The following is a 24,943-nucleotide window of genomic DNA, read 5'->3' as shown; positions in this document are numbered from 1 at the left end:
ATCCATGAAAAATCACTTAACTCAGAGCTCGTTATTAGTCGTCTTCACATCATTTTTATGTGTCAGCTCTGCTTTAGCGCAACAATCCCGCGGTGGCAACAGGCCTGCCAATGTTATCGTTGAACCAGTAAAAATCGATATTCAACAAACTGTTGTGGAAGCTGTAGGCACTGCAGAGGCAATTAACTCGCTAGCGATTTTTCCGGCCGCCGCGGACAAAGTGGTGGCGGTGAATTTTGTACCGGGCCAATGGGTCGAGAAGGGCAGTGTGCTAATCGAGCTGGACGCCAGACGACAAGTTGTAGCCTTACAACGAGCGCAAATTCAGCTTAAGGATGCAACACGAAACCTTGAGCGGCTGGAACAAAGCAGAGACAAAGGCGCGGTGACTCAAAGTGCCCTAGATGACGCAAAAACGGCGAAAGAATTGGCCAAAGTGGATGTGCTTGATGCTCAAGCTGACCTGCAAGACAGACAAGTGATAGCGCCTTTTAGCGGTACGGTTGGCCTAACTGAAATTGAGGTAGGAGATCGGATCACGCAACAAACATTGATCACAACCTTAGATGATCGCAGCCAGTTGTATATCAATTTCAGAGCACCTGAGTCTTCTGTGGCCATGTTATCTAATGATAGCCAAGTTACTCTGCAACCATGGACAAATCGTGGAAAAAGCCTAGTCGCTAAAATTGCTCAGTTAGATTCGCGTATTAGCACTGACGATAGAACGTTACGCATTCGCGCCATTTTAGACAACACTGCCGACGAATATCGCCCTGGAATGAGTTTTAGAGTCAATTTGACTGTTGCCGGGCAGGCATTCCCTATGGTGCCTGAATCTGGTCTATCTTGGGGTGCATCAGGGGCTTTTGTGTGGAAGGTCGTAGACAACAAAGCCGTAAAAGTGCCAGTACAAATCAAACAACGTTTGCGCGGGTATTTGCTCGTCGAAGGGGACTTATCTGATAACGACACGCTCATCACTGAAGGGATACAACGGTTGAGGCCTGGGCAAGAAGTAAACTCGCAGACTGCATTGGCACAATTACCGTGAAACCCTCTTTTACTGATTCAAATACCGCTCTTACACAAAACGACTTGCCTTCATTGTCGGTGAGGCGCCCTGTACTTATTGTCGTTGTGAATTTGCTCATTATGATCGCAGGATTGGCGGCCCTAAGCGGATTGGAAGTACGTGAACTGCCCGATGTTGACCGACCCCGATTGACTGTCACAGCCAACTTTCCAGGCGGTTCCCCTGAGACGGTAGACACCGAAGTGACTAGTCGATTAGAAGGCGCGATTGCGCGCGTCAGCGGTGTGACCTCTATTCGCGCCCAAAGCGAAGAAGGTTTTTCTAGAACCGTGGTCGAATTCAGACCCGGTATCAATTTGGAGGATGCCGCCAATGAAACCCGCGAAGCGATAAGTCGCGTTCAACGAGAGCTTCCCGATGACGTCGAACGTTTGTCGATTATCAAAGCAGACAACGACGCACAAGCTGTGGTCAGCCTCGCTGTGTCAAGTCAATCGATGAGCATGGAAGCGATGACCGATATGGTTGAAACAGATGTTGCGCCAATGTTTCTAAGCATTCCCGGGGTTGCCGATGTCCGGCTCAATGGTGAGCGGGAGCGGGTTTTGCGCGTGACGATCGATCCATTGCGATTGACCAGTTTTGGTCTGTCGGTCACTGAAGTTGCTTCAGCATTACGACTTGCGCCTTTTGATGTACCTGCCGGGAGCTTGCGTTCAACCGATCAAACATTGATAGTCAGAGCGGACGCTACCTCAGTTAATGCACAACAAGTCGAAAACATCATTGTTCGTGGGGACACCCGAATCGGCGATGTGGCTAGCGTATATTTTGGTCCGGCTGATGCGCAAAGCATGGTGAGATTAGACGGCACACCCGTTATCGGCATTGGTGTGCTCAGACAAGCAAGTTCCAACACGATCGAGATCTCCGACGAAGTGCTTGCTATGGTCGAACAGTTACAAACCCGTTTCCCCAATTTGGAGATTACTGTTACCTCAGATGATGCGGAATTTATTCGAGGCTCCGTTGAAGAGGTGTTAACGTCGCTGGCATTTACCATCACTCTTGTTGTTCTGACATTGTGGGTGTTTATTGGCTCAGGAAGAGCGACTATCGTTCCAGCGTTTGCTATCCCTGTGTCACTCATTGGTGGCTTGGCCGTTATGTGGGCGCTGGGGTTCTCAATTAATATATTGACCTTGCTCGCGCTAGTATTAGCTACCGGATTGATCGTTGATGATGCGATTGTTGTGTCAGAAAATATCCAGCGTAGACGGGGCATGGGGTTAGGGGCTAGGGCATCTGCGGTCATTGGTAGTCGCGAAGTTTTCTTTGCTGTCGTTGCGACAACGGCTGTGTTGGCAGCGGTATTTATCCCCATCGCATTTTTACCTTCAACAGCAGGCAGGTTGTTCCGCGAATTTGGCGGAGTATTGGCCAGCACGGTGATCATTTCATCGTTTGTTGCCCTGTCGATTGTGCCAGCACTTACAGCACGGTTGCCCCTCAAAAAGAACAACAAACACTTTTTAGGGGGGATAGGTCAACGCATTTTAGATGGCTACCAAACCAGCCTTAAGTGGAGCTTAAAATTTTCCTGGCTTATCGTTTTGCTGAGTCTAACTACCGCAGGAATTGCAGCTTACTTGTACACATCTCTAGATAATGAACTCCTGCCGCCTGAAGATCGCGGAAATATACGGATTTTTGCTCGTGGGCCTGATGGTGTAGGTATCAATTTCATGGATAGGCAAGCGATCAAAATGGAAAACATTTTGCTACCTTATGTCGAAAAAGGTGAAATCAAATCCATTTATACTGTAGTGGGGCAGTGGGATCCCAATATCGTTTTTATTACAATTCCTCTTAAACCTTGGGACCAGCGCAGCGAGTCCCAGCAAGAAATCATCGATAAACTGCGCCCGCAAATTGCTGCAATACCCGGTGCACCGGGCCGAGCATTTGGCTCGAATAGCTTGAATTTGCGTGGCCGTGGAGGCGGTTTAGAGCTTGCACTAACTGGTGAAGATTATTCGCAAATCTATCAAGCAGCACTGGATTATAAAACGCTAATCGAACAAGAATTAACATTGTTTGGCAGTATACGCATTTCATATCAGCCAACCCAACCACAGCTAAGGGTCAACATCGACCGCAGGCGTGCAGAAGAACTCGGTGTGTCATTTGCGGACATATCCAGTACATTGCGAGCCGCGATCAATGGAGATGATATCGCTGATCTTAATGTGGGTGATCAATCCATCCCCATTATTTTACAGGCTTCAAATGCTAACCTCAGCAATCCTTCTGATCTTACGAACCTCTATGTGGCGTCAAATAACGGCGGTCTGGTGCCTCTATCCAGTTTAGCGTTTATTACCGAAGAGGGCGTCGCTGCGGAGCTAGAGCGACATGCTCAACGTCGGGCAATCGAGCTGGATTTTGAGCTAAATGAGGGCGTTACCATGCAACAAGCGGTTGAAAGCTTGCGTGGTTTAGCGCAAAGCAGCTTGCCGGATGGGATTGGCGTGGTGTTTTTGGGCGAGGCAAAAACTTTCCAGGAAACCTCCCAGCAAGTGCTGATGACCTATGTCTTGGCCTTTGTTATTGTGTTGCTTGTACTTGCTGCACAATTTGAAAGTGTAAACAGTGCCTTGGTCGTTATGATTACCGTGCCCTTCGGTATTGCAGCAGCGTTATTTGCCTTGTATTTCACCGGTACATCAATCAACATTTATTCGCAAATTGGCTTAGTGATGCTTATCGGTCTGCTAGCCAAAAATAGTATTTTGCTGGTGGAATTTGCTGATCAGTTGCGTGATCGAGGTGCCTCAGTATACGACGCTATCCTAGAGGCTGGTAAAGTTCGCCTGCGTCCGATCATGATGACATTGGTATCCACAATCCTCGGTGGGCTTCCTTTGATCCTATCGACTGGAGCCGGTGCTGAGGCCCGCAATGCGATTGGTTGGGTGGTCTTTGGTGGCTTGGGGATTGCGGTCGTATTTACTTTGTATCTTACTCCCGTTCTATACATGGCACTTGCGCGTTTTACGCGCCCAAGAGCAGATGAAGCCAAACGTTTACAAGAAGAGTTGGAAAGTGCAGGGCAACACGTCAATTAGTCGTGTAAAAGGTTTCTTATCCAAATAACTTGGGTATCAGCACTGGCGTAGTTTGTTTGTATGCTAAATAGTCGGGATTATCTGACCACTTGCTGTCAGCTTTTTGTTCTAACATAGGTACGCCACTTACTTTAGTAAGCAATAAATATACAAAAACTGGTGACATCAACACTAGATGTTGCCAACCTGAAAGCATAGGTAAGGCTGCGATAGCAACACCTACCCATAGGGTGATTTCACCAAAATAATTTGGGTGCCGAGACCTTGCCCACAAGCCATCTCGAATAAAGTCGCCATTGTTTTGCGGGTCACGTTTAAATCGACGTTTCTGATCATCTGCTATCACTTCAAAGGCAAATCCAAATAGCCAGATCAAGACACCAATAATAGTTAGATAATTCAAGTGGCTTTGTTGGGTTGAGGTGATCACCATGAAAGCCGGACTGGCAGTGAGAAACACCCAAAGACCTTGTAATGTCCAAGCAGAGAAAAAGCGATATTTGTTAGGTTTTATTTCGTTAAACCGATTGTCGCTGCCATCTTTAAGGATCCTAGAAAACAAAAATGTACCCAGTCGAGCCGACCATATGATGACCATCGCAGCAAGTAAGATAGACGTGATGGAAAGATCCCGTTGTGAATACAGTGCAAGAAAGGTCACACAAACAAAAGTAATGCTACCGGTTAAGTCGTAAAAACGCTCGGTTTGATAAAGATAGGAAGGAATAAACACTAACCACTGAATTAAGAAAGCGATCAGCGCACACAATAACATCGGCGACTCAAGTAAATTAGTGTGATGTTGTGTGCCATGGGCCCAGGTTAAAACCGCGGTAAATAAACTAGCAATCGCAACAACTATAAGTGCCCGAAGTGCGCTATTCATGCTCTCACCTTTTATGATTGTTTGTTAAATCGTTATACTTCTATGCTCAAATCATAACCCGAATATTTGCGCATGTTGATGACACGGTTATTGTCGAGTAGCCAATATTGTCCTTTTATACCTTGCAAGACCCCTTCAAACTCTAGCTCTTTATCAAGATTAATCGATTTAATTTTGTCTGGGTAATGGGTAACCGGATATTCTATATCTACGGCTGGCATGTCGACCAGGCTAATAGCTTGTAATCCATGTTCAGAAGTAATTTGATCCAATTCCATTTCAACCAGTTCAAATAAGCGTTCTCGCAATGCAATAAGGTCTTGTTGATCAGGTTTGCCTTTAAGCATGGTACGCCAATTGGTTTTGTCAGCAATATGTTGTTTAAAAACGGTTTCAACCAAGCCACTTAACAAACGATTTTTTACTCGCATAATCGGGATCGCCTGGGTTGCACCCTGATCTACCCAGCGGCTGGAGATACCGTCAGTCACATGCCGCGTAATACCCACTTTTACTGCGCCCGTGTTGGCCAGATAGACAAAATGGTCTTGTAGACAGTTGGCTTCACCCCATTCAGGTTCACGGCAGGTGCCTTGATCATAGTGGCAATTTTCAGGTTTTATTATGCAGCTATCGCACTGTGCTAATTTCATTAAACAACGATAGCAATATCCCTGATTAAAGCTCTTCTTGGTCTTCGCCTGGCAATGAACGCAGTTTATCGTTTGCGAGAATTGAACACTAATGGGTGAGCCAATAAGTGGATTCACATCCAGCAGGTCATTGCCGATTGGCAGTTGATAGGCCACTGTATCACCAATGTGCGCGTGTCCCTGCATTTTACGTATATTACCCTGATAAATTGTCATCTAAGTTTTACTTTTGTTGTTATCATTAATCTGTCTATTAGAAACTAAAATGCAACGGTATTTCCAGTGTTTAAGCAGGTATTACACAATATCGTGCCGCAACCTTTGGGAAGCCAGACAATTCGGGAACCTTTATGCGCACATTCATGCTGACTTTGCTGATCACTTTTTGTTTACCCTCTTTTGCTTACGAGCTTTACTTAGTGCGACATTTTGAAAAACAAACTAATCAATCCGACCCTGAACTCACCTTACAAGGTTTAAAACGAGCGGAATCTTTGGTTCATGTCTTGACAGATAAACAATTGGCGGTGGTTTACAGCACGGATTATCGACGCACTCAGCAAACTGCGACACCAAGTGCAATAGCCAATGATTTAAACGTAACGTCATACGACCCTTCGAATTTGCAAGATTTTGCTCAGCGGCTCAAAAGTGATCAACAAAATGCCCTGATTGTTGGGCACAGCAATACAACACCGGAGTTGTTATCGCTATTAGGTGGTGAATCGAAAAAGATCGGTGAAGCGGATTATGGCGAATTGTTTATTCTTATCATGCTGGAGGACAAGGTAATCACCCAAAATATCATTGTCAGTGATTAACCCGCTCTCGTAAAAGGTTAAAGTCCAATCAAAAGGTATAAACGTCAATAATTTTGATTCCGTGCAAATGTTGTACACTTTAAATACTGCTACTCAAGTAAAGAAATCGATTAATTTTACTTTTCTTTATTAACGATGTAACGGTCTATCAACTTGAAGGATAAGAGGTGTGCATTGCGTCGATTAAATTGGCTACTAGGATTGTTGTTGACGCTGACATGTATGAGCGCTATCGCTGCGCCCATTCGTGAATGGAGCGATCCGTATCGCGAATGGATTATGCAAATCCCCAAGTCTCCCGGTGATGTATTGGCTGCATTAAATCAAATTCCTCCGGCTCAATTACAAGACCCCAATGTTATCGCACAGCATCATTCGGCACTGAGTATGGTTTACTTTGCGTTGAGCTATCCTCAGAAATCTCTGGACAATGCGCAAACCGCGCTCAAATACGTGGATAGAGAAGAACAACCCTGGCTGTTTCACATGACAAAGCTCAACGAATCACAAGCATTTGACATTGTAGGTACGCCTAATAGTGGGCTGTTAGGAGCCAATGCGGCTGTAATATGGGGAGAATTAAACGACGATTTGGACATGGTCGTTAATGGACTTTTTGTACGGGGTGTATTACGAAACAGTCTGGTTGACTATCAAGGTGCATTAAAAGACTTGCAGCGGGCATATGAATTGGCCCCCAGCGCAAAAAACCTAAGCCGAGGTGACATTGCTGGCATGCTCGCTTTGGTTTACGAATATCGTCGAGAAGACGCACTGGCAATCCCCTTTTTTGAAGAAGCCGCTGAATTCCATCGAGAAAATGAAAACGATTTAGAATTGAGTATCGCACTGTACGGTCTCGGTAAGGCTCACAACAATTTGGGTAACACCGAGCTAGGACGTTCGTTATTAACCCAATCAAAAAATCTGGCACAAGTTGCGGGTGATTTGCAGGGCGTGGCTTATGCATTAAAGGAGTTAGCGGGCATATCTCTGACGACAAATGATTTGCAAAGTGCCGAGGAACAATTGCAACAAGCTCTGGATATATTTTTGCAAAGTGACAACAAGTTCATGCTGGTAGAAGCTTATAAAAATATGCTTTTAGTTGCCCTTGCAAAAAATGAACTCACTGAAGCCGAACGTTATTTAAACTTGGCAGACAGTGTTATTGATAAGCAAAATATGCCAATACAAAGCATTGAGTTAGACGAGACTCGAGCCCTGTTTTGGGCAAAAAAAGGTGAAAATCAAAAAGCGTTTGAATTGTTATATGAAACGGTTAGTGAAAAACAGCAGTTGCTTAGTCAGCAGAGCACCAGACAGTTGCACAGTTTACGGTCTCAATATGAGATTGATATGAAGGAGCGAGAGAATCAACTACTCGAACAACAAAATCAACTGCAAAAATCCGATCTCAATGCCGTAGAAACAAAAAATCTACAGCTACTTTTATTGTTTGGGGCAACACTGATAATTTGTGGCCTGTTGATCATTATGGTCTATCGCGCCCTAAAAAATAGAGCGAGATTCGAAAAACTCGCTAACACCGATAGTCTGACCGGACTTTCCAATAGACGCAGCGCAATGGAAAAACTACATAATCAAATGGAGCTTGCTCAGCGCCATAATTTGCACCTGGCAATTGCGATCGCTGACATCGATCTGTTCAAAAAAATTAATGATACATACGGTCACGCAGTAGGGGACAAAGTGCTTAAGCGCTTTGGACAATTGTGTACAAACACGTTCAGGCAAACTGATGTCGTGGGGCGTATTGGTGGAGAAGAATTCTTAATTGCTTTGCCTCATACCAGTTTACATGATGCGGAAAACACCTTGAAAAGCCTTTCTTTGAAAGTCAAAACTCTGTCAGAACAGTTTTCCCAAGAAGGACTAAAGCTTTCAATTTCCATTGGATTGACGCAGTTTCAGCAAGGATTAAGTGCAGAGGAAGTGCTACTTCACTGCGACACCGCATTGTATCAGGCAAAAAGAGGAGGACGAGACAAAGTGGTTATTTATGACAAAGAGGACCCAGCAATGCTGCAAATGGAATTGTGAACACGTATACTTGCCTCAATCGATTTAAGCAAGCACGCAAGCGGTCAAAGGAGCAAAGTGTCTGAATTTGTGTGAGCATCAGCAAGGGTTTATTCTCACTAGAAAACAACTAGAGCTGCGCGGTAAAACTTATCTGGAATTTTGGCTATCAACGAACAAGGGACCTGTAAAATTAGTCACAGAAGCCCAGCGTTTGGTTCTGTTTGTGGCTCAACAAGACGAAAAAACAGTCAATGCATTGTTGCGACGCAATAACCTCAATGCAAATAGCAATGTTACATACCTCACGTTAAAAACCTTCTCGCATTTTCCGGTATGCGGTGTGTATTTTCAGTCCTCGTTCGACTTCTATCGAGCCCGCGACATTTTTCGGGTCGCTGGCATCAGTTGTTATGAAAACGATATTCGTGTCTCAGATAGATATTTAATGGAGCGTTTTATTTATGGCGCGGCAGCTTTTGTCGGGGTGACGCAATCACAACAACAAGGTGATTTAAAACCGCTTACAGTGATCACCGACGCAAAGTTGAAGCCTTGTGAATATTCACCAGACTTAACGCTTCTATCCATCGACATAGAATGCAGCATGCAAGGCGAGCTTTTTTCCATCGGTTTAAGCAGCGGAGTTTTTAAGCAAGTCATCATGATAGGTGACCCTCAAGATGCAGAGGAATGGATTGTATGGGTTAACAATGAACGCCAATTACTGCAACACTTTGTCAAACAGGTTCAATCGTTTAACCCGGATATTATTATCGGCTGGAATCTGATCAATTTTGATTTTAAAGTTTTGGTCGAACGCGCTAAGTTGAATAACGTTAAGCTTAACCTAGGGCGAGACAACAGCGAACTAGAATTTAGGGATGCAAGAGGCGATTCGAATCAGTGTTTTGTCAGGTTGGCTGGGCGAGTCGTCGTCGATGGCATTGATAGCTTAAAGACAGCGACTTACCAATTTGAGAGTTTCACCTTGCAACATGTGGCACAAGAATTATTGGGCATGAGCAAGGATACTGAGGATGTTGACAATAGGGTGGAAACCATTGCTCAGGATTTTCAGCATAATAAACCTAAACTTGCACGATATAATCTTCAGGATTGCGTTCTGGTTGAACAGATATTTTCGCACACAAAGGTTATGGATTACTTAATTCTGCGAAGTCAAATTACGGGGTTAGAGCTCGACAGAATGGGCGGCTCGGTCGCGGCCTTCATCAATTTGTATCTACCTAAATTACACCGTGCAGGGTATGTCTCTCCTAATCGTCCGGCTAATGGGGGATTAGCAAGCCCAGGCGGCTATGTTATGGATTCTGCACCAGGTTTGTACAAACATGTATTGGTGCTCGATTTCAAAAGCCTTTATCCTTCCATTATTCGCACATTCAAAATTGATCCAATGGGGTTAGTAGAAGGACTTCGTGATCCTGACGATGCCATACCTGGGTTTAAAGGCGCGCTTTTTTCACGAAATAAGCACTTTTTACCCGACATCATTTCAAGCTTGTGGGACCAACGTGATGAAGCCAAGAAAAACAATGATCAGGCCCGCTCTCAAGCTATCAAAATACTGATGAATTCGTTTTATGGCGTGTTGGGTTCTGGAGGATGTCCATTTTACGATACGCGACTGGCAAGTTCGATTACCTTGCGTGGACATGACATTATGCAAACCACTGCAATGTGGATCCAACAACACGGCTACAAAGTCATATATGGTGATACGGACTCAACCTTTGTTTGGTTGGAAAACGTTGAAAACGCTGCGCAAGCTAGGGAAATTGGTGAAAAACTCGAGAGCGAAATTAATTCAAAATGGCGACAAAAACTGGCATCAGAATTGTCGCTGGAGTGTTTTTTAGAAATTGAATTTGAAACGCACTTTGAAACCTTTTTAATGCCTACAATTCGCGGCTCAGAGCTGGGAAGTAAAAAGCGTTATGCCGGCGTTAAAGCGCTGGCTAACGGTCAAACAGAATTGGTTTTCAAAGGCTTGGAAACGGTTCGTTCCGATTGGACTAAATTAGCAAAATCCTTCCAACCTAAACTGTACAAAATGGTGTTTGAAGGCGCCGATGTGAATCAGTTTTTGCGAGATACTGTGGCAGAAATTCGTGCTGGAAAAGTTGATCAGGAACTGGTTTATCGCAAACGCCTCAGACAAAAATTGGAAATGTACACAAAGAACGTTCCGCCTCATGTGAAAGCTGCCAGAATTGCAGACAAGCGCAATGAGGAGTTGGGCAAACCTTTACAATATCAACGCAAAGGGTGGATTAGCTATGTCATCACTCTCGATGGCCCGCAGCCAATTGACTACATATCTTCGCCTATTGATCATGAGCACTATGTGGACAAACAAATCCGTCCCATTGCTGAGGGAATTTTGCCTTTTGTCGGATTATCCTTTGAGCAAATCACCAGTGATCAGATGGGACTTTTTTAAAAAGCCCCAAAAGCATTTGACCTAATGAGGATGATAAGAGTCATCTTTGAAATCAGGGTAGGTATCAATTCCCAGCGCCTTATAAATCATGCATATGCCAAAACTTGATGTGACAAACATTGCCGTGCCTACTACCGCTAGAATTATACTCACGGTATTGCTGTAAATTCCTTCAAACGCGATTGCCAATAATACGCAAGCAATGATTGAACGAACTGCAGTGTCTAATATGCCAACATTCTGTTTCATAACGGTCTCCTTAGTTGATATGGCTATCGTAATTCGATGCAGAATAGGCGGTATTGATCTGAATCAACGAATACTATTGAAGTGAAACTTTATTGACCTTAGTAATTTGAAAGTAACTTAGTAAAACACGTTTGGCTGAATTGGCATCTCATAATTCTAGGTGAAATAGAGTTGGTCAATTATCAGATATGCAGGTATATTTTATACATGCTAACAGTGAGGATTTGTCTCGTGCACAATGTCTTAGTGGTCGATGATGATCAAATAACACTTGAATTACTGCAGTTGATTTTGGAAGAGTTCATTGAAGGTAAAATTACTACTTTAAGCAGTGGTACCCAAGCCATAGAATACATTTGCTCAGATAAAATCAGTGATATTAACCTAGTGATATGTGATTGGCAGATGCCCGAAAAAGATGGCATTGAAGTGCTTAAAACCTTGCGTAAGCGCGCCCCTAATCTCCCCTTTTTGATGTTAACGGGAAACGCAACGCGAGATTTGGTCATCACGGCGCGTAAAGAAGGGGCGACGGACTTTGTTGCCAAGCCATTTAAAAATTATGACTTGACTGAAAAAGTTAATAATCTACTCAGCTAGTTAGCATTCCAGCCAAGGAATTATGCAATGTCTTTTTTGGCATTCTCACAATTTTCACCAATGGTTAAAGGCCAAATCATGCAGTTTGATGAAATCATCGATAGATCTTCCACTCACGCATATAAATGGGAAAAGTACAAAGGTAAGGATATCTTACCCATGTGGGTGGCGGATACCGAATTTGCCAGTCCTTTGCCCATACAGCAAGCGTTAAAAGCGCGTTGTGATCATGGTTTATTTGGCTATACATTACCAGCGCAATATGAGCCTGCAAATAAGGCGGTGATGCGTTGGTTGGCAGATAAACACGATTGGGAAATAGAACAAGATTGGATAGTTTGGACCCCTGGTGTGGTGCCGGCATTTAATGTTGCCTGTAAAGCCTACTGTCGGACAGGGGATACAGTTTTAGTCCAAACACCAAACTACCCTCCGTTAAGAGCGGCTCCTGCTATCAATGGTTTGCAAAGGGTCGAAATAGACTCGGTTGAAGTGGACGGACGCTGGACGCTGAATTTTGAACAACTTGAGGAGGCCGCCGCCGATCCAAAATGCAAACTGTTTATAATTTGCAATCCAATGAATCCTGTTGGCTCTGTGTTGTCACAACAAGAACTGGAAAAAGTAGCTGAAATTTGCAATCGAAATAACGTTAAACTTTGCTCTGATGAGATCCATTGTGATCTCATCCTGGATCAAAGCAAACAGCATATTCCCGCTGGGCGTGAACAGAGCTTGCGTGACTCATCGATTACCTTGATGGCGGCGAGTAAAACCTTCAATATCGCTGGATTAGGGACGTCATTTGCGATAATACCCAACCGTTCATTGCGCACAAAATTTGTGTCTGCCACGCAGGGATTTGTCCCCTGGGCGAATGTCATGGGACTGGTTGCAACTGAAGTAGCGTTTACCCAATGCGATGAGTGGCATCAAAATTTACTGGATTATTTGCGCGAAAACTTGGCGTACGTGGAGCAACAGGTTCAAAGCATCGAGGGGCTAAGGTTGCTAAAAGTTGATGCGACCTTTTTAGCTTGGATCGATGCCAGTGGACTAGGTGTTGAAGACCCTCAGGCTTATTTTGAAAGCAAAGGGGTCGGCCCATCTCCAGGAGTAGATTTTGGAGATAAGCGCTTTGTGCGAATTAATTTTGGTTGCCCGAGAAGTCAACTTATCGAGGCGTTTACGCGGCTTAAGGCTTAAAGTTAATCGCGTTAAAAAAATAAGCTTATCAATTTATAAAGTCCAAGCGCAGAGACAAATAGCACAATCAGACCACCGATTAGGTTGCCTATCATGCCATTTCTGTGATGGCCCATAAGTTGAGAATTATTCATTACCCAGATTAAAAATAAAGCTATTATCGGTAACAGCAATCCATTAGTAGCTTGCGCAAACAAAATTGCAGCAAGAGGTTTTAAACCGAGGCTGGCGACGAGTACTCCGGCCAACATTACGGTGAGCCAAATTGCTCTGAATCGCGGGCTATTTAGTTGAGCATTCCAACCCAATGCACCGCTGACAGCATAGGCAGCGGCTAATGGTGCTGTAATTGCACTGGTCAATCCCGCAGCAAACAATCCCAAAGCAAAAAATAGATTTGCATAAGACCCTAGCAAAGGCTCCAACTGAGCAGCGATATTGGACGTCTGGACTTGTGTTTGTGTGGCAAAAAACACTGACGCTGAACATGCCAATATTGATAGGGTAATGATCCCTCCTAAACCGATAGACATTGCCGCATCAAAACGGTTTTCTGCAATGGCCTGATCTAGATCGGTTGGGCCTTTTGGGTCTTGTTTTGACTCATTACGTTTTGCCGCAACAATACTGGCATGCAGAAATAAATTGTACGGCACTATGGTTGTACCAATTAGCGCAATCACTACCAAAATACTGCCATTAGGGATAGAAAAACTGAGCGCACCTTTCAACATTGCCGACCAATCCGGCGAGGCCATCAACATGGTCGAAAAGAAAACCAGAGACATTAATCCAACCAGGCCAATCAGTACTCTTTCTAACAATCCATAACGACCGAAGTAGAGAAGGGCTGTGGCGACCAATCCTAATACCCAAACCCAATTGCGTAGTTGTCCTGGGGCAACAGAGCTCAAACCCAAAGCTGCTCCCGTAAGGTTTCCCGCCTGGTATGCAGCATTCCCTATGCCTATTGCGCAGACAATCAATCCGACTACTGCCCATTTTACCCAACCTGTAAATTGCTCTCGAATTGCCTGAGCAAGTCCACTACCTGTAGCAAGACCTAAGCGTGACGCCATTTCTTGCAATACAAATGTCGCAATAACAGAGAACAACAATGCCCACACTAGCGCAAAACCATAGCTGCCGCCTGCAAGTGATGCAGTGGTAACGGTTCCAGGGCCAATAAACGCAGCAGTGACTAGCAGAGCAGGACCGATTTTTTTCATTTTAATCAACACGCTATAAAACTTTATTAAACGTTAACAGTGTCAAAATCAAAATGGTAGGGGGGCGGGATAAAACGATACTGAGGCGTGGTTTGCTTTAGCGTAGAAAGTTGCAGCGAATTGAGATGTATTTGTGGGGATATTGACAAGGGGCAAGCCCCTTGTCTTAACGGAAAGCTTACAGACTAGAACTGCATTCTCGCGCCTAGTACAAAGGATCTACCAGGTAACGGTGCATCATCTTTAATGAAAGATGCGTGCACGCGAGCTTCGCGGTTGGTTAAATTATTGCCTCTGACAAATATCACGAGCTCTTTGTCTGCTACATCCATGTAGTAACTATATGCCGCATTCATCAGCGTGTAACCTTCTGTGACGGTCTCAAATTCTGCAATATTGTCTTGTTTTGCATAATAGGTTGCACCTATTTCAGCATGCCAATTATCTTTCTCCCAATGCAATTCAGCGCCTATCCGAAGCGGCGGAATTCTTGGTACATTTTGTCCATCAGATAACTCAGCGCGTGTCACGTCAGCGAAGGTTTCTAGCCGCAAATTGTCATTGAAGTGCCAATCTACCTCGGCTTCAAAACCATATAACTCAGCATCTTGTTGTCTGAAAATGAAGATTGGAATGCCTTCTTCGTCAGACTCATGCATATGTTCGCCTTCGTGCTCTTCCTCATGCTCTTCTTCGTGAGCGCCATGGCCATGTTCACCATCGAAATTGAAGCCAGTATTTTGTTGAAACAAATAGTCATCAATTTTGTTGTAGAAAACACTAAAAGTAGCTTCAACATGCTTGTTGGTCAGATGCAAGGTGATATCGAGATTATTAGCAACCTCTTTTTCGATTCGTTGCTCATTTCTGACAATTTCATATTCATCTGGGTCTTCACCCACTTCAATATCAAATGCCGCACCTAATTCAAATGTATTAGTAGCAATATGAAGTCCATTGGAAAATATCTCGGACGCAGAAGGGGCTCGTTGCGAATGAGCTAAATTAAATGACAATGTGTGGGCACTATCGATCGTCCACACAGCCCCAGCAGATAAACTAACTGCGGAGAAGTCCTGATCGTCAAAAAAGAACGCTTCTTCTTCATGCTCTTCCTCATGTTCGCCCTCGTGCTCTTCTTCGTGCTCGTCATGGTGTTCAAAAAAACTATTATCTACGCTGATGGTGATGTCTTCATATCGCGCGCCAAATTGATATAAAACATTGTCAATGCGCTTTTCTTCGAGCAAAAACACGGCAACCGAATCCGTTTCAGAGGCCGGAGTAAAGGCTTCATCACCCAAAGCTTCGAAATCACTGTTAACATAGTTAAGGCCTAACACACCTTCCCAACCGTTGGTTTTACGGTGCTTAGCCCATAATCGGGTTTCTAACGATTCATTACTAAAGGTGGTGCCGATTTCGCCATCTTCTACTTCATTATGAGAATAGTCTGTGTAAGCACCTCTAACACTGACTTCGCTAAAGAAGCCATCAAGGTTTTTCCAATCTAACAGGGCTTGCACACGATCTTGCTCTAATTGTCCAAAGACAACCTCTTCTTCTTCGTCATGCTCGTGCTCATCTTCATGTTCACCTTCATGCTCTTCTTCGTGCTCATCCTCATGCCCGTGCGCATGGCCCGGAATTCCGTATTCACTTTCGAGGTTTCCAAATGCCAAAGCGGCATTGAACGAATCAGTTGCCCAGCCAATACCTACATTGAAGCCATTGGCATCAATAAATGAGTTTTCCAAGACACCGGTATCTTCGTCACTACCAATTTCAGCGGGCCCCGGAATGTCGTAATCGTCTGTTTCTCTATCAAATGCGTCAAAGTGGAAAACGAAATTGCCGCTTCCACCGTCAACATTGACGTTAAATAGATCTTCACTCGAAACGGTGTCGTGTAAATAACTAGCACTGCCTTCAAATCCGTCAATGGGAGTAACGGGTAAACGATTGTCGACTACGTTGACCACACCACCAATTGCACCACTTCCATACAATAAGGTGGCAGGACCACGAAGAACTTCAATTTGTCTGGCGTTTGATGTTTCAGTTGAAACGATATGGTCAGGGCCAATTCGCGATGCATCAGAAACATCTAAACCGTTTTGAAGGACTTTGATCCTTGGACCGTCCAATCCGCGAATTATGGGGCTGCTTGAGACGGGGCCAAAGTATGTACTGTGCACGCCAGGGACATTTTTCAGGGTTTCACCTAGCGTCGGAGCGACTCTGGATTGTAAATCTTCGCCAGTGATGATTGACACTGGTGCCGCCGATTCAAGAACACTACGATTGAGTGGGTTTGCCGTGACAACTAAGGTTTCAACTTCTTGTTCATCTTTTTGCGTGGGTTTGGTTTGCGCAACGGCATGTTGGCTCAACCCCAAAGCGATTGATATGGCGCTAACGAGAATAGTTTGTTTGGACCGCAACACGGGAAATTCCTCTATGATTAATTTTTATGGCTTGGAATGTTATACTGTAACAATTGATACATTATAACGTTATTAAATGGATCAATGTCAATGTAAATCATAAAGTTTTCCGTCATTTAACTTAAAAAAGCGATGAAGCTCATATATCCTCAGGCAGTATGAGCGTCTCTTTTAGACTTTCTATTTAAGACAACGCTGCAATGTTTAGGAGAACTGATTGCCAATTGCCCAACCTGATTACGCACTGAAGTTAAAAACGCTGACAGAAAAAAAGCATGTCGGCGTATTACACAATGCTAATTATTTGCAAGGTTTAGTGTTTGCCGTTTGCGCAGCTCCAGAGATCCCTATGCCTGAGGTTTGGTTAAACTGGTCTTTTAAGCAGCATGGAAAGATCCCCTCTATGCAAGAGGCAGATGAAATTGCCGAAGTGTTAATGGGGTTACTACAGGAGCAGTTAAAGGCTATGCGCTCAGAACGCTTTGACTATCCAGGTCAAGGACAGCCATTACCTGATGACGCAACGCCTGAAATGCATTGCAGCCAGTGGTTACAAGGTTTACTGGCAGGACATACGCATCTTGAGTCTTTATGGCAAAGCTGTTGGCAAAACGTGCAAGAAAGTGAGCCTGGCAAAGTAGAGAGATATCAACGGGATCTGAAACATTGCTTAATGATGTTCAGTACGTTCGCAGATGTCCCTTTAGCGAAACAACAGGCCCAACGAGTGGGTAACAACAAGCTTATCGATTCTTTGCCGGATATATACCTATCCTTGCCCAAAGCACTAAAGACCTATGTTGATTTGGCAGGGCAGCTTGCAAGTTATTTACCTGAACAGTTTGAAACCTTTAAACAGCCTACCAATTAAATGAAGAAGATTGCGAATCAGTCTTTAACTATCCAGCGGACGTCGAGCCGTTCTAATCGCTTTTGGATGCATTAATTTCTCTAAGTCAGACATACACCTGGCAACTTTAGAGTGAAGGTCTTTGTCATCAGTTATTGCATTGTAAAGCCAGTGATAAGCATCCTCATAATCGTAAGGGCTACCAAAACCCTCTATAAACAGGTCGGCAAGTTGAATTTGTGCGTTGAGGTTGCCCAGTGCAGCGGCTTCCCGTAAATATATGACAGCCCGTTGTTTATCTTCTTGGACTAACTTTCCCTGTGCATAGTAACGACCTAGTTGCTCTAGCGCAGGCGCCAATCCTTGGTCAGCCGCTTCCTTCATGTAACTGATCCCGCGCACAGGCTCTGCGTCAACACATACACCCCATGCCAACATATCACCCCACAAAAATTGAAAAGCGGGGATTTTCAATGTTTCAGCACGCGCTTCGATATCCTGCACAAGTTGACAGCGGTCAAGCACGACGCGGGACAAGTGTTCATTCTTTTGGATCAGAGAAAGCAATTCGTCTTGGCTGTAGAGTTCGACCGCTTTGATCGGTTCTGCGGCAAATGATTTGGAACAGCCAACAATACAAAAAAAACTGAATGCAACGAAGCGACCTAAACGCATAGCAAAATATCCATTGAAAAGTAATTCAAAAGGTTCATGCTAAGTGTATCGACATTTTCGCTAAATACTAAATAATAAACGCATGACACACCCGATTATCGGTGAGCTTGAAAGTCTACAAAATGCAACCGATGCTACTGCTAAACAAAAATTCTTTAAAACTGGAGAATCTCAATATGGGTATGGTGATAGTTTTTTAGGGATTCGAAATCCGGTTTTGCATACGCTTTCTAAAAAATATAAAAACATTACGATTGAGGACATTCAGCACCTGCTCACTCACCGATATCATGAAGCCCGGCATCTGGCACTACTAATTCTCGTCCTACAATACAAAAAAGCCGCTGCTCAACAACAAGAAGATATCGCGCACTTTTACTTGGCCCATAGTCAATATATTAATAACTGGGACTTAGTGGATGGGTCTTGCTATCACATCATTGGTCCTTATTTTTTTAGTCGCGATCGCACCAAGTTGTATTCACTTGCGGCCTCGCCATCCATGTGGGAAAGACGTATCGCTATCGTTTCAACGCTTCATTTTATTCGTCATGAGCAATTTGATGACACGCTTAAGCTAGCTTCAATGTTACTCGATGACCCCGAAGATCTGATCCACAAAGCAACAGGCTGGATGTTGCGTGAAATGGGTAAACGAAATGAAGCTGTACTGCTGAAATTCCTTGATGAAAACTTGCCGAAAATGCCCCGAACGGCATTAAGGTATGCCATCGAAAAACTATCTAAATCCCTTCGACAGGATTATATGAGTCGCTAACTTAATTTTATAAATTATTCATTGTTTCAAAATCCAGCGCTTTGTTTTCTGCTGAATAAGGAGACAAACCACAGTGGATCGATAGCGAACCATAAACCTCTAAAAATGGCGTTGGGCCAAAACTAAACCTGCTAACTTTGCAATCCTTTAAGTTTTGAATTTCCGTTACGTTTTTAATCATGAGATTGATTGGCAAGGAGGTGTGGAGTTGCTCAACAATGTCTCTGCTGTTTAAGCCGGGAATAAAGATTCCATCTGCACCAGATTCTTCATATCTCTTTAGTCGCGCTTGCGTTTCCTTCAATCGCTGTTCTTCCGCTACGATAGAATGCAAGTATGTGTCTGTCCTGGCGTTCACAAACAGCAATTTACCCACTGCTGATTTAATCGTTCGAATTTTTTGGATGAGAAGTTCCGGACTATCTTTCCCGTCTTCAATGTTAATGCCTTGAACACCGATATCGACCAAAGCATGTGCAAGCTCTGCAATGTTCTCTGGCTTGTCGCTATAACCATTTTCGATATCAACGGTTAAAGGAATTGTGGTCGCCCCGCGGATACGCTTGATTGCTTCAAGGTGAAGATTGACTGGGATATTGCTGCCATCAGCATAACCTAAAGACCATGCAACCGCCGCGCTACTAGTGGCTAACGCTTCTGCGCCTGAAAATTCAACAATTTTGGCACTTGCAGCATCCCAAATATTAGACACTATGAGTGGATCAGCTTGATGTTGGCGTTGTTTGAAAAAATTCGTATTTGGTTGGGTCATGTAGACATCCTTAGTTGGTCTAAAGAATGAGATACTAACCACAATTGCCCGCTCAGGAGCGCCGAAATCGGAACTGAACGTCAATTAACTTGCTATTGCACCAGCGTTATCGACATACGATTATTTTCCATAGCTATAACTGACAATTACTCTTAATCATTTTAATAGGGCATTTTTGCATGCTAGCTTAGGAATAATCGTTTTAAACAATTGCCACGCTCGGATATTTTTGTTTAAAACAGTACACCGTGGAACTAAACAGGCGCCGAATGAAAAACAAAACTAACAAAAACCTCGATGATGAACTAGCCCAACGCCTCAATAAAACCCTGGATGCATATCGTCTGGAACAAACAGAAAAACGACATAAAAAAGGCTTTAATACGGCCCGGGAAAACCTTGCCAAGTTATGCGTGCTTGAAAGCTTTATAGAATATGGTCAGTTAGCTGTTGCGGCTCAACGTCAGCGCAAAGATTATAGCGATTTACAATCCTCTACCGCTGCCGATGGCGTGATTACAGGAATTGGAACGGTAAATGAAAACACCATTGAGTCGGATTCCCATGCCACGGCGCTGATTATCAATGACTATTCTGTACTTGCTGGCACGCAAGGGTATTTCCACCACGCCAAACTGGATCGGATGATTGATATTATCCGGCAACAAAAGTTGCCCGTAATTATGTTGACAGAAGGGGGAGGTGGACGCCCCGGCGATACAGATATCACAACGGTGATTTCCGGATTGCAGTGCACAACGTTCAGTAATTGGGCAGGTTTATCAGGGCTTATTCCCCGAATTACAGTAAACAATGGCTACTGTTTTGCTGGCAATGCGGCCCTATTTGGCGCTGGTGATATTACTATAGCAACACAAAATTCCAGCATTGGAATGGCTGGCCCGGCAATGATTGAGGGCGGAGGTCTGGGCAAATATGATCCAACCCAAATTGGCCCGATAGAGTCACAAGCGGCAAATGGTGTCGTGGATATTGTGGCTCGAGATGAGGATCACGGGATCCAAATCGCTCAGTTTTGTCTTGGCTTTTTTCAAGGCAGGGCCAAACAATGGTATGAGCCAAAAAAGCAGCTGCTTTTATCGGTTTTACCCGAAGACAGACGATTTACCTACAACGTTTTTGATGTCATTAAAAATGTACTCGATAGTGATAGTTTCATCGAACTTGGCGCCCAGCATGGCAAATCCATTGTTACCGGTTTAGCAAGATTGGAAGGTCAAGCGGTTGGTGTAATCGCCAATAATTGTAAAGTGCTTGGTGGTGCCATTGATGTGTCCGCTGCAGAAAAGCTAAATCGATTCATGGCGTTGTGCAACCGCTTTGCTATTCCAATGGTTTCTTTTGTGGACACACCTGGCTTTATGGTGGGACCAGAGCATGAACAACAAGGAGCAGTGAGAAAGCTCACGGAATTGTTTACAACAGGGGCCGGAATATCGGTAAAATTCGTCGCTGTGGTTTTACGAAAATGTTATGGGCTTGGAGCTCAAGCGATGCTGGGTGGAAGCACCAAAAAACCTTGTTATATGGTGTCATGGCCAACGGGAGAATTTGGCGCAATGGGACTAGAAGGTGCCGTTAAACTCGGCTTTAAAACCGAGTTAGAAAGCGAAGATGATCCTGAAAAAAGGCAAAGGCTGTTTAATAAATTAGTGGCGCAGCAATACGAAAAAGGTAAGGCAATGGAGGTTGCAACTGTGCTGGAATTGGACGCAGTGATTTATGCAACTGACACAAGACAAACGTTAGTCAACGCACTGTCTATTAGCTAAAGCCAAGCACATACAACCTGCGACATTGCCTTTACTCAAAATAGTCATCAACAATAGACACGCTCGAGTGTCTGTAGAGTTTTATTTGTCGATTAGGTATGTGTTAAAGCGGATTGAATAACCTGAGCGTGCTCGGCCAAGTCGTGACCTAAATCAGTTAAATAACCACCATCGGGTTGGCTGACAATGCCTTTGTCAAACAATCGTTGTGCCGCTGATACCATTGCAGGATCGGCATCATGGTGGATTTTTAAACCTTGCATCAGGCTTTTGTTTGGAAATTTTAAGATGAGGTTTAATTCATCGGTTAATTCTTGGTTGAATGGCATATAGACCTCATTTTCTGTATTAATTATTTTCGTTTAACGTACTTTCCATCAAACACTGTGCTCCACGATTTACCTTCATCAGTACTCGACTCCCAGTGCTGACGGACACTTCCATCAGGAACAGGCGTCCAGGTAATTCGATGCAATATGTCTTGGCCCTGGGGGTTTTTACCTTTGCCTTGCAACACCATGGCGTTGCCTTCAAGTTGCCCGTATAAAGACAGCAGCAGGCCAGTGTTATCTACCCAGGTTTGATGCCATTGACCGGATATCCGATCATATATATTAAAGCTTTGCCCTGTGTAACCAGACGGCGTTGAATAGTCTTCTTTTAAAATACAATTGCCTAGCTGTTTGGAAATCGTATTTTTTCCCGCAATTTGACCTTGGGCGGTATACACGTCCCATTCACCAACCCAAAAATCAAATTGTCTGTAAACCGTGTTATCGCAGGTTGGAGCCTGTGCAACCACACTGAATGAAGTTACCCACAAAACTGTGCAAAACAATAAGCGTTTCATTCGGATCCTCTCGCAAATTCATTATGTCTTAGACTATCGCTGAATGAAGTTAATTACAAAAAATTAACAATGAATATTTCAAACTAAAGTGTCAGTCTGCTCGTATATCTGCCCTCACAGGTTTATACTTAGCGCATTCAAGAGGTAGCGGTTCAATATGAAATACAAAGACTTACGTGATTTCATCGCGCAGTTAGAAAAAATGGGTCAGCTTAAGCGTGTCACAAAAGAGATCGACACCGATTTGGAGATGACAGAAATTGCAGACCGAACGCTCAGAGCGGGTGGTCCGGCGATCTTATTCGAAAATCCAAAAGGGCATTCAATACCTGTACTGGCGAATCTGTTTGGCACACCCGAACGGGTCGCATTGGGCATGGGACAAGAATCCGTTGAGGCCTTGCGTGAAGTGGGCAAGTTACTCGCCTACTTAAAAGAACCTGAGCCGCCCAAGGGAATCAAAGATTTGTGGGATAAATTGCCCGTCTTGAAACAGGTACTCAATATGCCTGCAAAAGAAGTACGCAAAGGCGTCTGCCAGGAAGAAGTGATTTCTGGCGATGACGTCGATCTCAACCAGTTTCCCATTCAACGCTGTTGGCCTGGAGACGCTGCACCATTAATCACCTGGGGCCTTACCGTAACGCGCGGGCCGCACAAAAAACGTCAGAATCTAGGGATTTATCGTCAACAAGTCATTGGCAAAAATAAGGTTATCATGCGCTGGCTCTCCCATCGTGGCGGTGCATTAGATTTTAGAGAGTTCTGTCAAACTAATCCCGGCGAAAATTATCCTGTTTCTGTAGCGCTCGGGGCTGATCCTGCTACCATTTTAGGCGCAGTCACACCTGTCCCTGATACCTTATCTGAATATGCCTTTGCGGGTTTGTTGCGCGGTGATAAAACCGAAGTCGTGAAATCGATAAGTAATGATTTGCAGGTGCCAGCCAATGCTGAAATCGTTTTAGAGGGTTATATTGCGCCAGGAGAAACTGCTCCGGAGGGCCCCTATGGTGACCATACGGGTTATTATAATGAAGTGGATGAATTCCCTGTTTTTACAGTCACTCATATTACTCATCGCAAAAAACCCATTTACCATTCAACCTATACCGGTAGACCACCAGATGAGCCTGCTATTCTAGGTGTAGCACTTAACGAAGTGTTTGTGCCTATATTGCAAAAGCAGTTCCCCGAAATTGTCGACTTTTATTTACCACCAGAGGGGTGCAGCTATCGTCTCGCCGTGGTAACCATGAAAAAGCAATATCCAGGTCATGCGAAGCGCGTCATGATGGGAGTTTGGTCATTTTTGCGCCAGTTTATGTATACCAAATTTGTTATAGTATGCGATGACGATGTCAACGCCAGAGACTGGCAAGATGTGATTTGGGCAATTACAACACGGATGGATCCTGCCAGAGACACCACGATGATCGAGAATACGCCTATCGACTATTTGGATTTTGCGTCGCCAGTTTCAGGGTTGGGATCCAAAATGGGTATGGACGCAACCAACAAGTTTCCTGGTGAAACAGACAGAGAGTGGGGCGTACCTATTGAAATGGATCAACAAGTCAAAGATAAAATCGACGCTATTTGGGATGAACTCGATATTGTCCCTACACAAATGAAAAGAGACTAGAACGTTACATGACACCAATACGATGCAAAGTAGAATCAATTGAGGCATTTACCTCTGTCGTAAGTAAAGTTGTATTGACGCCAGATACGTCTATGAAGTATCTGGCTGGGCAATATTTGCGAGTAGTGATGGGAGAAAAAGATCTTAGACCTTTTTCAATTGCTAATGCGCCAACGCCGGACAATCAATTGGTTCTGCATATCGGCGCAGGCCCAGACAATGCTTATGCTTCAGAAGTACTTGAAAAAATGCAGCAAGATGGAGAGGTATGGGTCGATGGTGGTCACGGAGATGCGTTTTTAAGAGAAGAACGAATTAAACCAACCATATTACTCGCTGGGGGCACTGGGTTTTCTTATACGCTGGCAATTCTACAAAAACGCTTGTCGTTACCCTGTAAAGAACCGATTTTTTTATATTGGGGCACACGCACTCTTGATGACATGTACGCCTATAACATGCTAAAGACACTGCAACAACAGCATTCTCATTTTACTTTTCAACCAGTCGTCGATGAACCTTCTGCAGATTGGAAAGGCAAAGCGGGTTGGGTACACAAAGCTGTAATGGCCGATTTTGTCAGCCTAGAACCCTATCAGGTCTATGTTGCTGGACGATTTGAGATGGCTGGTGTTGCCCGAGAGGATTTTCATAATCAAGGCCTACTGTTAGAAAACCTGTACGGTGATGCATATCAGTTTATCTAGCTTACAGGCATTGAGTTAAATTATGCTTGCGAAGAGACTGCGTAGAATAAAAAATGCACATATTTCCAAAAAAACATAGTTTGTTCGCAATCAGAAGCTATAATGCCG

Annotated in this window: 21 protein-coding genes; 12 read left to right on the top strand and 9 right to left on the bottom strand. The window is 44.1% G+C overall.

What is annotated here, in order from left to right:
- Positions 1-4 precede the first annotated feature (4 nt).
- Together FM019_RS07690 and FM019_RS07685 are read left to right on the top strand one after the other, a co-directional pair.
- On the top strand, positions 5-1,054 hold the full coding sequence (locus tag FM019_RS07690; protein ID WP_143835347.1) for an efflux RND transporter periplasmic adaptor subunit: 1,050 nt from the start codon (positions 5-7) through the stop codon (positions 1,052-1,054).
- Positions 1,051-4,164: an efflux RND transporter permease subunit gene (locus FM019_RS07685; RefSeq protein ID WP_143835346.1), complete on the top strand. Its 3,114-nt coding sequence runs from the start codon at positions 1,051-1,053 to the stop codon at positions 4,162-4,164. The genes FM019_RS07690 and FM019_RS07685 overlap by 4 nt, the downstream gene beginning before the upstream one ends.
- A 16-nt stretch (positions 4,165-4,180) precedes the next feature.
- Here the strand turns inward: FM019_RS07685 and FM019_RS07680 are convergent, their stop codons facing one another.
- Positions 4,181-5,050 carry a DUF1295 domain-containing protein gene (locus FM019_RS07680; RefSeq protein WP_143835345.1) on the bottom strand — a complete coding sequence of 290 codons (870 nt, stop codon included), beginning with the start codon at positions 5,048-5,050 and terminating at the stop codon, positions 4,181-4,183.
- Between the two features lie 32 nt (positions 5,051-5,082).
- Entirely contained in the window at positions 5,083-5,919 is an 837-nt protein-coding gene (locus tag FM019_RS07675; protein ID WP_143835344.1) for a DUF2797 domain-containing protein, read from the bottom strand.
- A 134-nt stretch (positions 5,920-6,053) separates the two neighbouring features.
- Between FM019_RS07675 and FM019_RS07670 the strand changes: the two genes are divergently transcribed.
- The 3 genes from FM019_RS07670 (at position 6,054) to FM019_RS07660 (ending at position 11,034) form a co-directional block, all read left to right on the top strand.
- Positions 6,054-6,524, top strand: coding sequence for a SixA phosphatase family protein (locus FM019_RS07670; RefSeq protein ID WP_143835343.1), 471 nt, complete (start codon positions 6,054-6,056; stop codon positions 6,522-6,524).
- A 174-nt stretch (positions 6,525-6,698) separates the two neighbouring features.
- Positions 6,699-8,588: a diguanylate cyclase gene (locus FM019_RS07665; protein ID WP_143835342.1), complete on the top strand. Its 1,890-nt coding sequence runs from the start codon at positions 6,699-6,701 to the stop codon at positions 8,586-8,588.
- A 67-nt stretch (positions 8,589-8,655) separates the two neighbouring features.
- Positions 8,656-11,034, top strand: coding sequence for a DNA polymerase II (locus FM019_RS07660; protein WP_143835341.1), 2,379 nt, complete (start codon positions 8,656-8,658; stop codon positions 11,032-11,034).
- 21 nt (positions 11,035-11,055) lie between these two features.
- Here FM019_RS07660 and FM019_RS07655 read toward each other — a convergent pair whose 3' ends face one another.
- Positions 11,056-11,283 (bottom strand): DUF2892 domain-containing protein, encoded by a 228-nt coding sequence (locus FM019_RS07655; protein WP_143835340.1) that lies wholly within the window; start codon positions 11,281-11,283, stop codon positions 11,056-11,058.
- A gap of 231 nt (positions 11,284-11,514) precedes the next feature.
- Here FM019_RS07655 and FM019_RS07650 point away from each other — a divergent pair, with 231 nt between their 5' ends.
- Positions 11,515-11,883 (top strand): response regulator, encoded by a 369-nt coding sequence (locus tag FM019_RS07650; RefSeq protein ID WP_185969221.1) that lies wholly within the window; start codon positions 11,515-11,517, stop codon positions 11,881-11,883.
- A 78-nt stretch (positions 11,884-11,961) separates the two neighbouring features.
- Positions 11,962-13,089 (top strand): MalY/PatB family protein, encoded by a 1,128-nt coding sequence (locus FM019_RS07645; protein ID WP_143835779.1) that lies wholly within the window; start codon positions 11,962-11,964, stop codon positions 13,087-13,089.
- Between the two features lie 11 nt (positions 13,090-13,100).
- Here FM019_RS07645 and FM019_RS07640 read toward each other — a convergent pair whose 3' ends face one another.
- Positions 13,101-14,318, bottom strand: coding sequence for an Nramp family divalent metal transporter (locus tag FM019_RS07640; RefSeq protein ID WP_143835338.1), 1,218 nt, complete (start codon positions 14,316-14,318; stop codon positions 13,101-13,103).
- A 185-nt stretch (positions 14,319-14,503) separates the two neighbouring features.
- Positions 14,504-16,765 (bottom strand): TonB-dependent receptor, encoded by a 2,262-nt coding sequence (locus FM019_RS07635; protein WP_260681563.1) that lies wholly within the window; start codon positions 16,763-16,765, stop codon positions 14,504-14,506.
- Between the two features lie 217 nt (positions 16,766-16,982).
- Here FM019_RS07635 and FM019_RS07630 point away from each other — a divergent pair, with 217 nt between their 5' ends.
- A complete protein-coding gene (locus tag FM019_RS07630) occupies positions 16,983-17,636 on the top strand; it encodes a UPF0149 family protein (protein WP_143835337.1) in 654 nt (217 codons plus the stop codon).
- A gap of 24 nt (positions 17,637-17,660) precedes the next feature.
- Here FM019_RS07630 and FM019_RS07625 read toward each other — a convergent pair whose 3' ends face one another.
- The gene (locus tag FM019_RS07625; protein ID WP_143835336.1) at positions 17,661-18,290 is read right to left on the bottom strand and encodes a tetratricopeptide repeat protein; all 630 of its coding nucleotides are present in this window, start codon (positions 18,288-18,290) and stop codon (positions 17,661-17,663) included.
- A gap of 82 nt (positions 18,291-18,372) precedes the next feature.
- Here FM019_RS07625 and FM019_RS07620 point away from each other — a divergent pair, with 82 nt between their 5' ends.
- Positions 18,373-19,068 carry a DNA alkylation repair protein gene (locus FM019_RS07620; protein ID WP_143835335.1) on the top strand — a complete coding sequence of 232 codons (696 nt, stop codon included), beginning with the start codon at positions 18,373-18,375 and terminating at the stop codon, positions 19,066-19,068.
- Positions 19,069-19,075: 7 nt separating this feature from the next.
- Here FM019_RS07620 and FM019_RS07615 read toward each other — a convergent pair whose 3' ends face one another.
- Positions 19,076-19,840, bottom strand: a complete 765-nt coding sequence (locus FM019_RS07615) for an isocitrate lyase/phosphoenolpyruvate mutase family protein (RefSeq protein ID WP_143835334.1) — start codon at positions 19,838-19,840, stop codon at positions 19,076-19,078.
- Positions 19,841-20,109: 269 nt separating this feature from the next.
- Between FM019_RS07615 and FM019_RS07610 the strand changes: the two genes are divergently transcribed.
- Positions 20,110-21,633, top strand: coding sequence for an acyl-CoA carboxylase subunit beta (locus FM019_RS07610; protein WP_143835333.1), 1,524 nt, complete (start codon positions 20,110-20,112; stop codon positions 21,631-21,633).
- Positions 21,634-21,725: 92 nt separating this feature from the next.
- On the opposite strand, the gene FM019_RS07605 is transcribed toward FM019_RS07610, so the two are convergent.
- Positions 21,726-21,962 (bottom strand): TIGR02647 family protein, encoded by a 237-nt coding sequence (locus tag FM019_RS07605; protein ID WP_143835332.1) that lies wholly within the window; start codon positions 21,960-21,962, stop codon positions 21,726-21,728.
- Positions 21,963-21,985: 23 nt separating this feature from the next.
- Positions 21,986-22,483, bottom strand: coding sequence for a hypothetical protein (locus FM019_RS07600; RefSeq protein ID WP_143835331.1), 498 nt, complete (start codon positions 22,481-22,483; stop codon positions 21,986-21,988).
- 157 nt (positions 22,484-22,640) lie between these two features.
- Here FM019_RS07600 and ubiD point away from each other — a divergent pair, with 157 nt between their 5' ends.
- Together ubiD and fre are read left to right on the top strand one after the other, a co-directional pair.
- Positions 22,641-24,128, top strand: coding sequence for a 4-hydroxy-3-polyprenylbenzoate decarboxylase (ubiD, locus tag FM019_RS07595; RefSeq protein WP_143835330.1), 1,488 nt, complete (start codon positions 22,641-22,643; stop codon positions 24,126-24,128).
- A gap of 8 nt (positions 24,129-24,136) precedes the next feature.
- Positions 24,137-24,835, top strand: a complete 699-nt coding sequence (fre, locus tag FM019_RS07590) for an NAD(P)H-flavin reductase (protein WP_143835329.1) — start codon at positions 24,137-24,139, stop codon at positions 24,833-24,835.
- Positions 24,836-24,943 lie beyond the last annotated feature (108 nt).

It is taken from the genome of Aliiglaciecola sp. M165, assembly GCF_007197995.1.
In the GTDB taxonomy this organism is placed as follows: Bacteria; Pseudomonadota; Gammaproteobacteria; order Enterobacterales; family Alteromonadaceae; genus Aliiglaciecola.
Note: the sequence above shows the minus strand (reverse complement) of the source record. Positions and strands in the feature narration are given on the sequence as shown.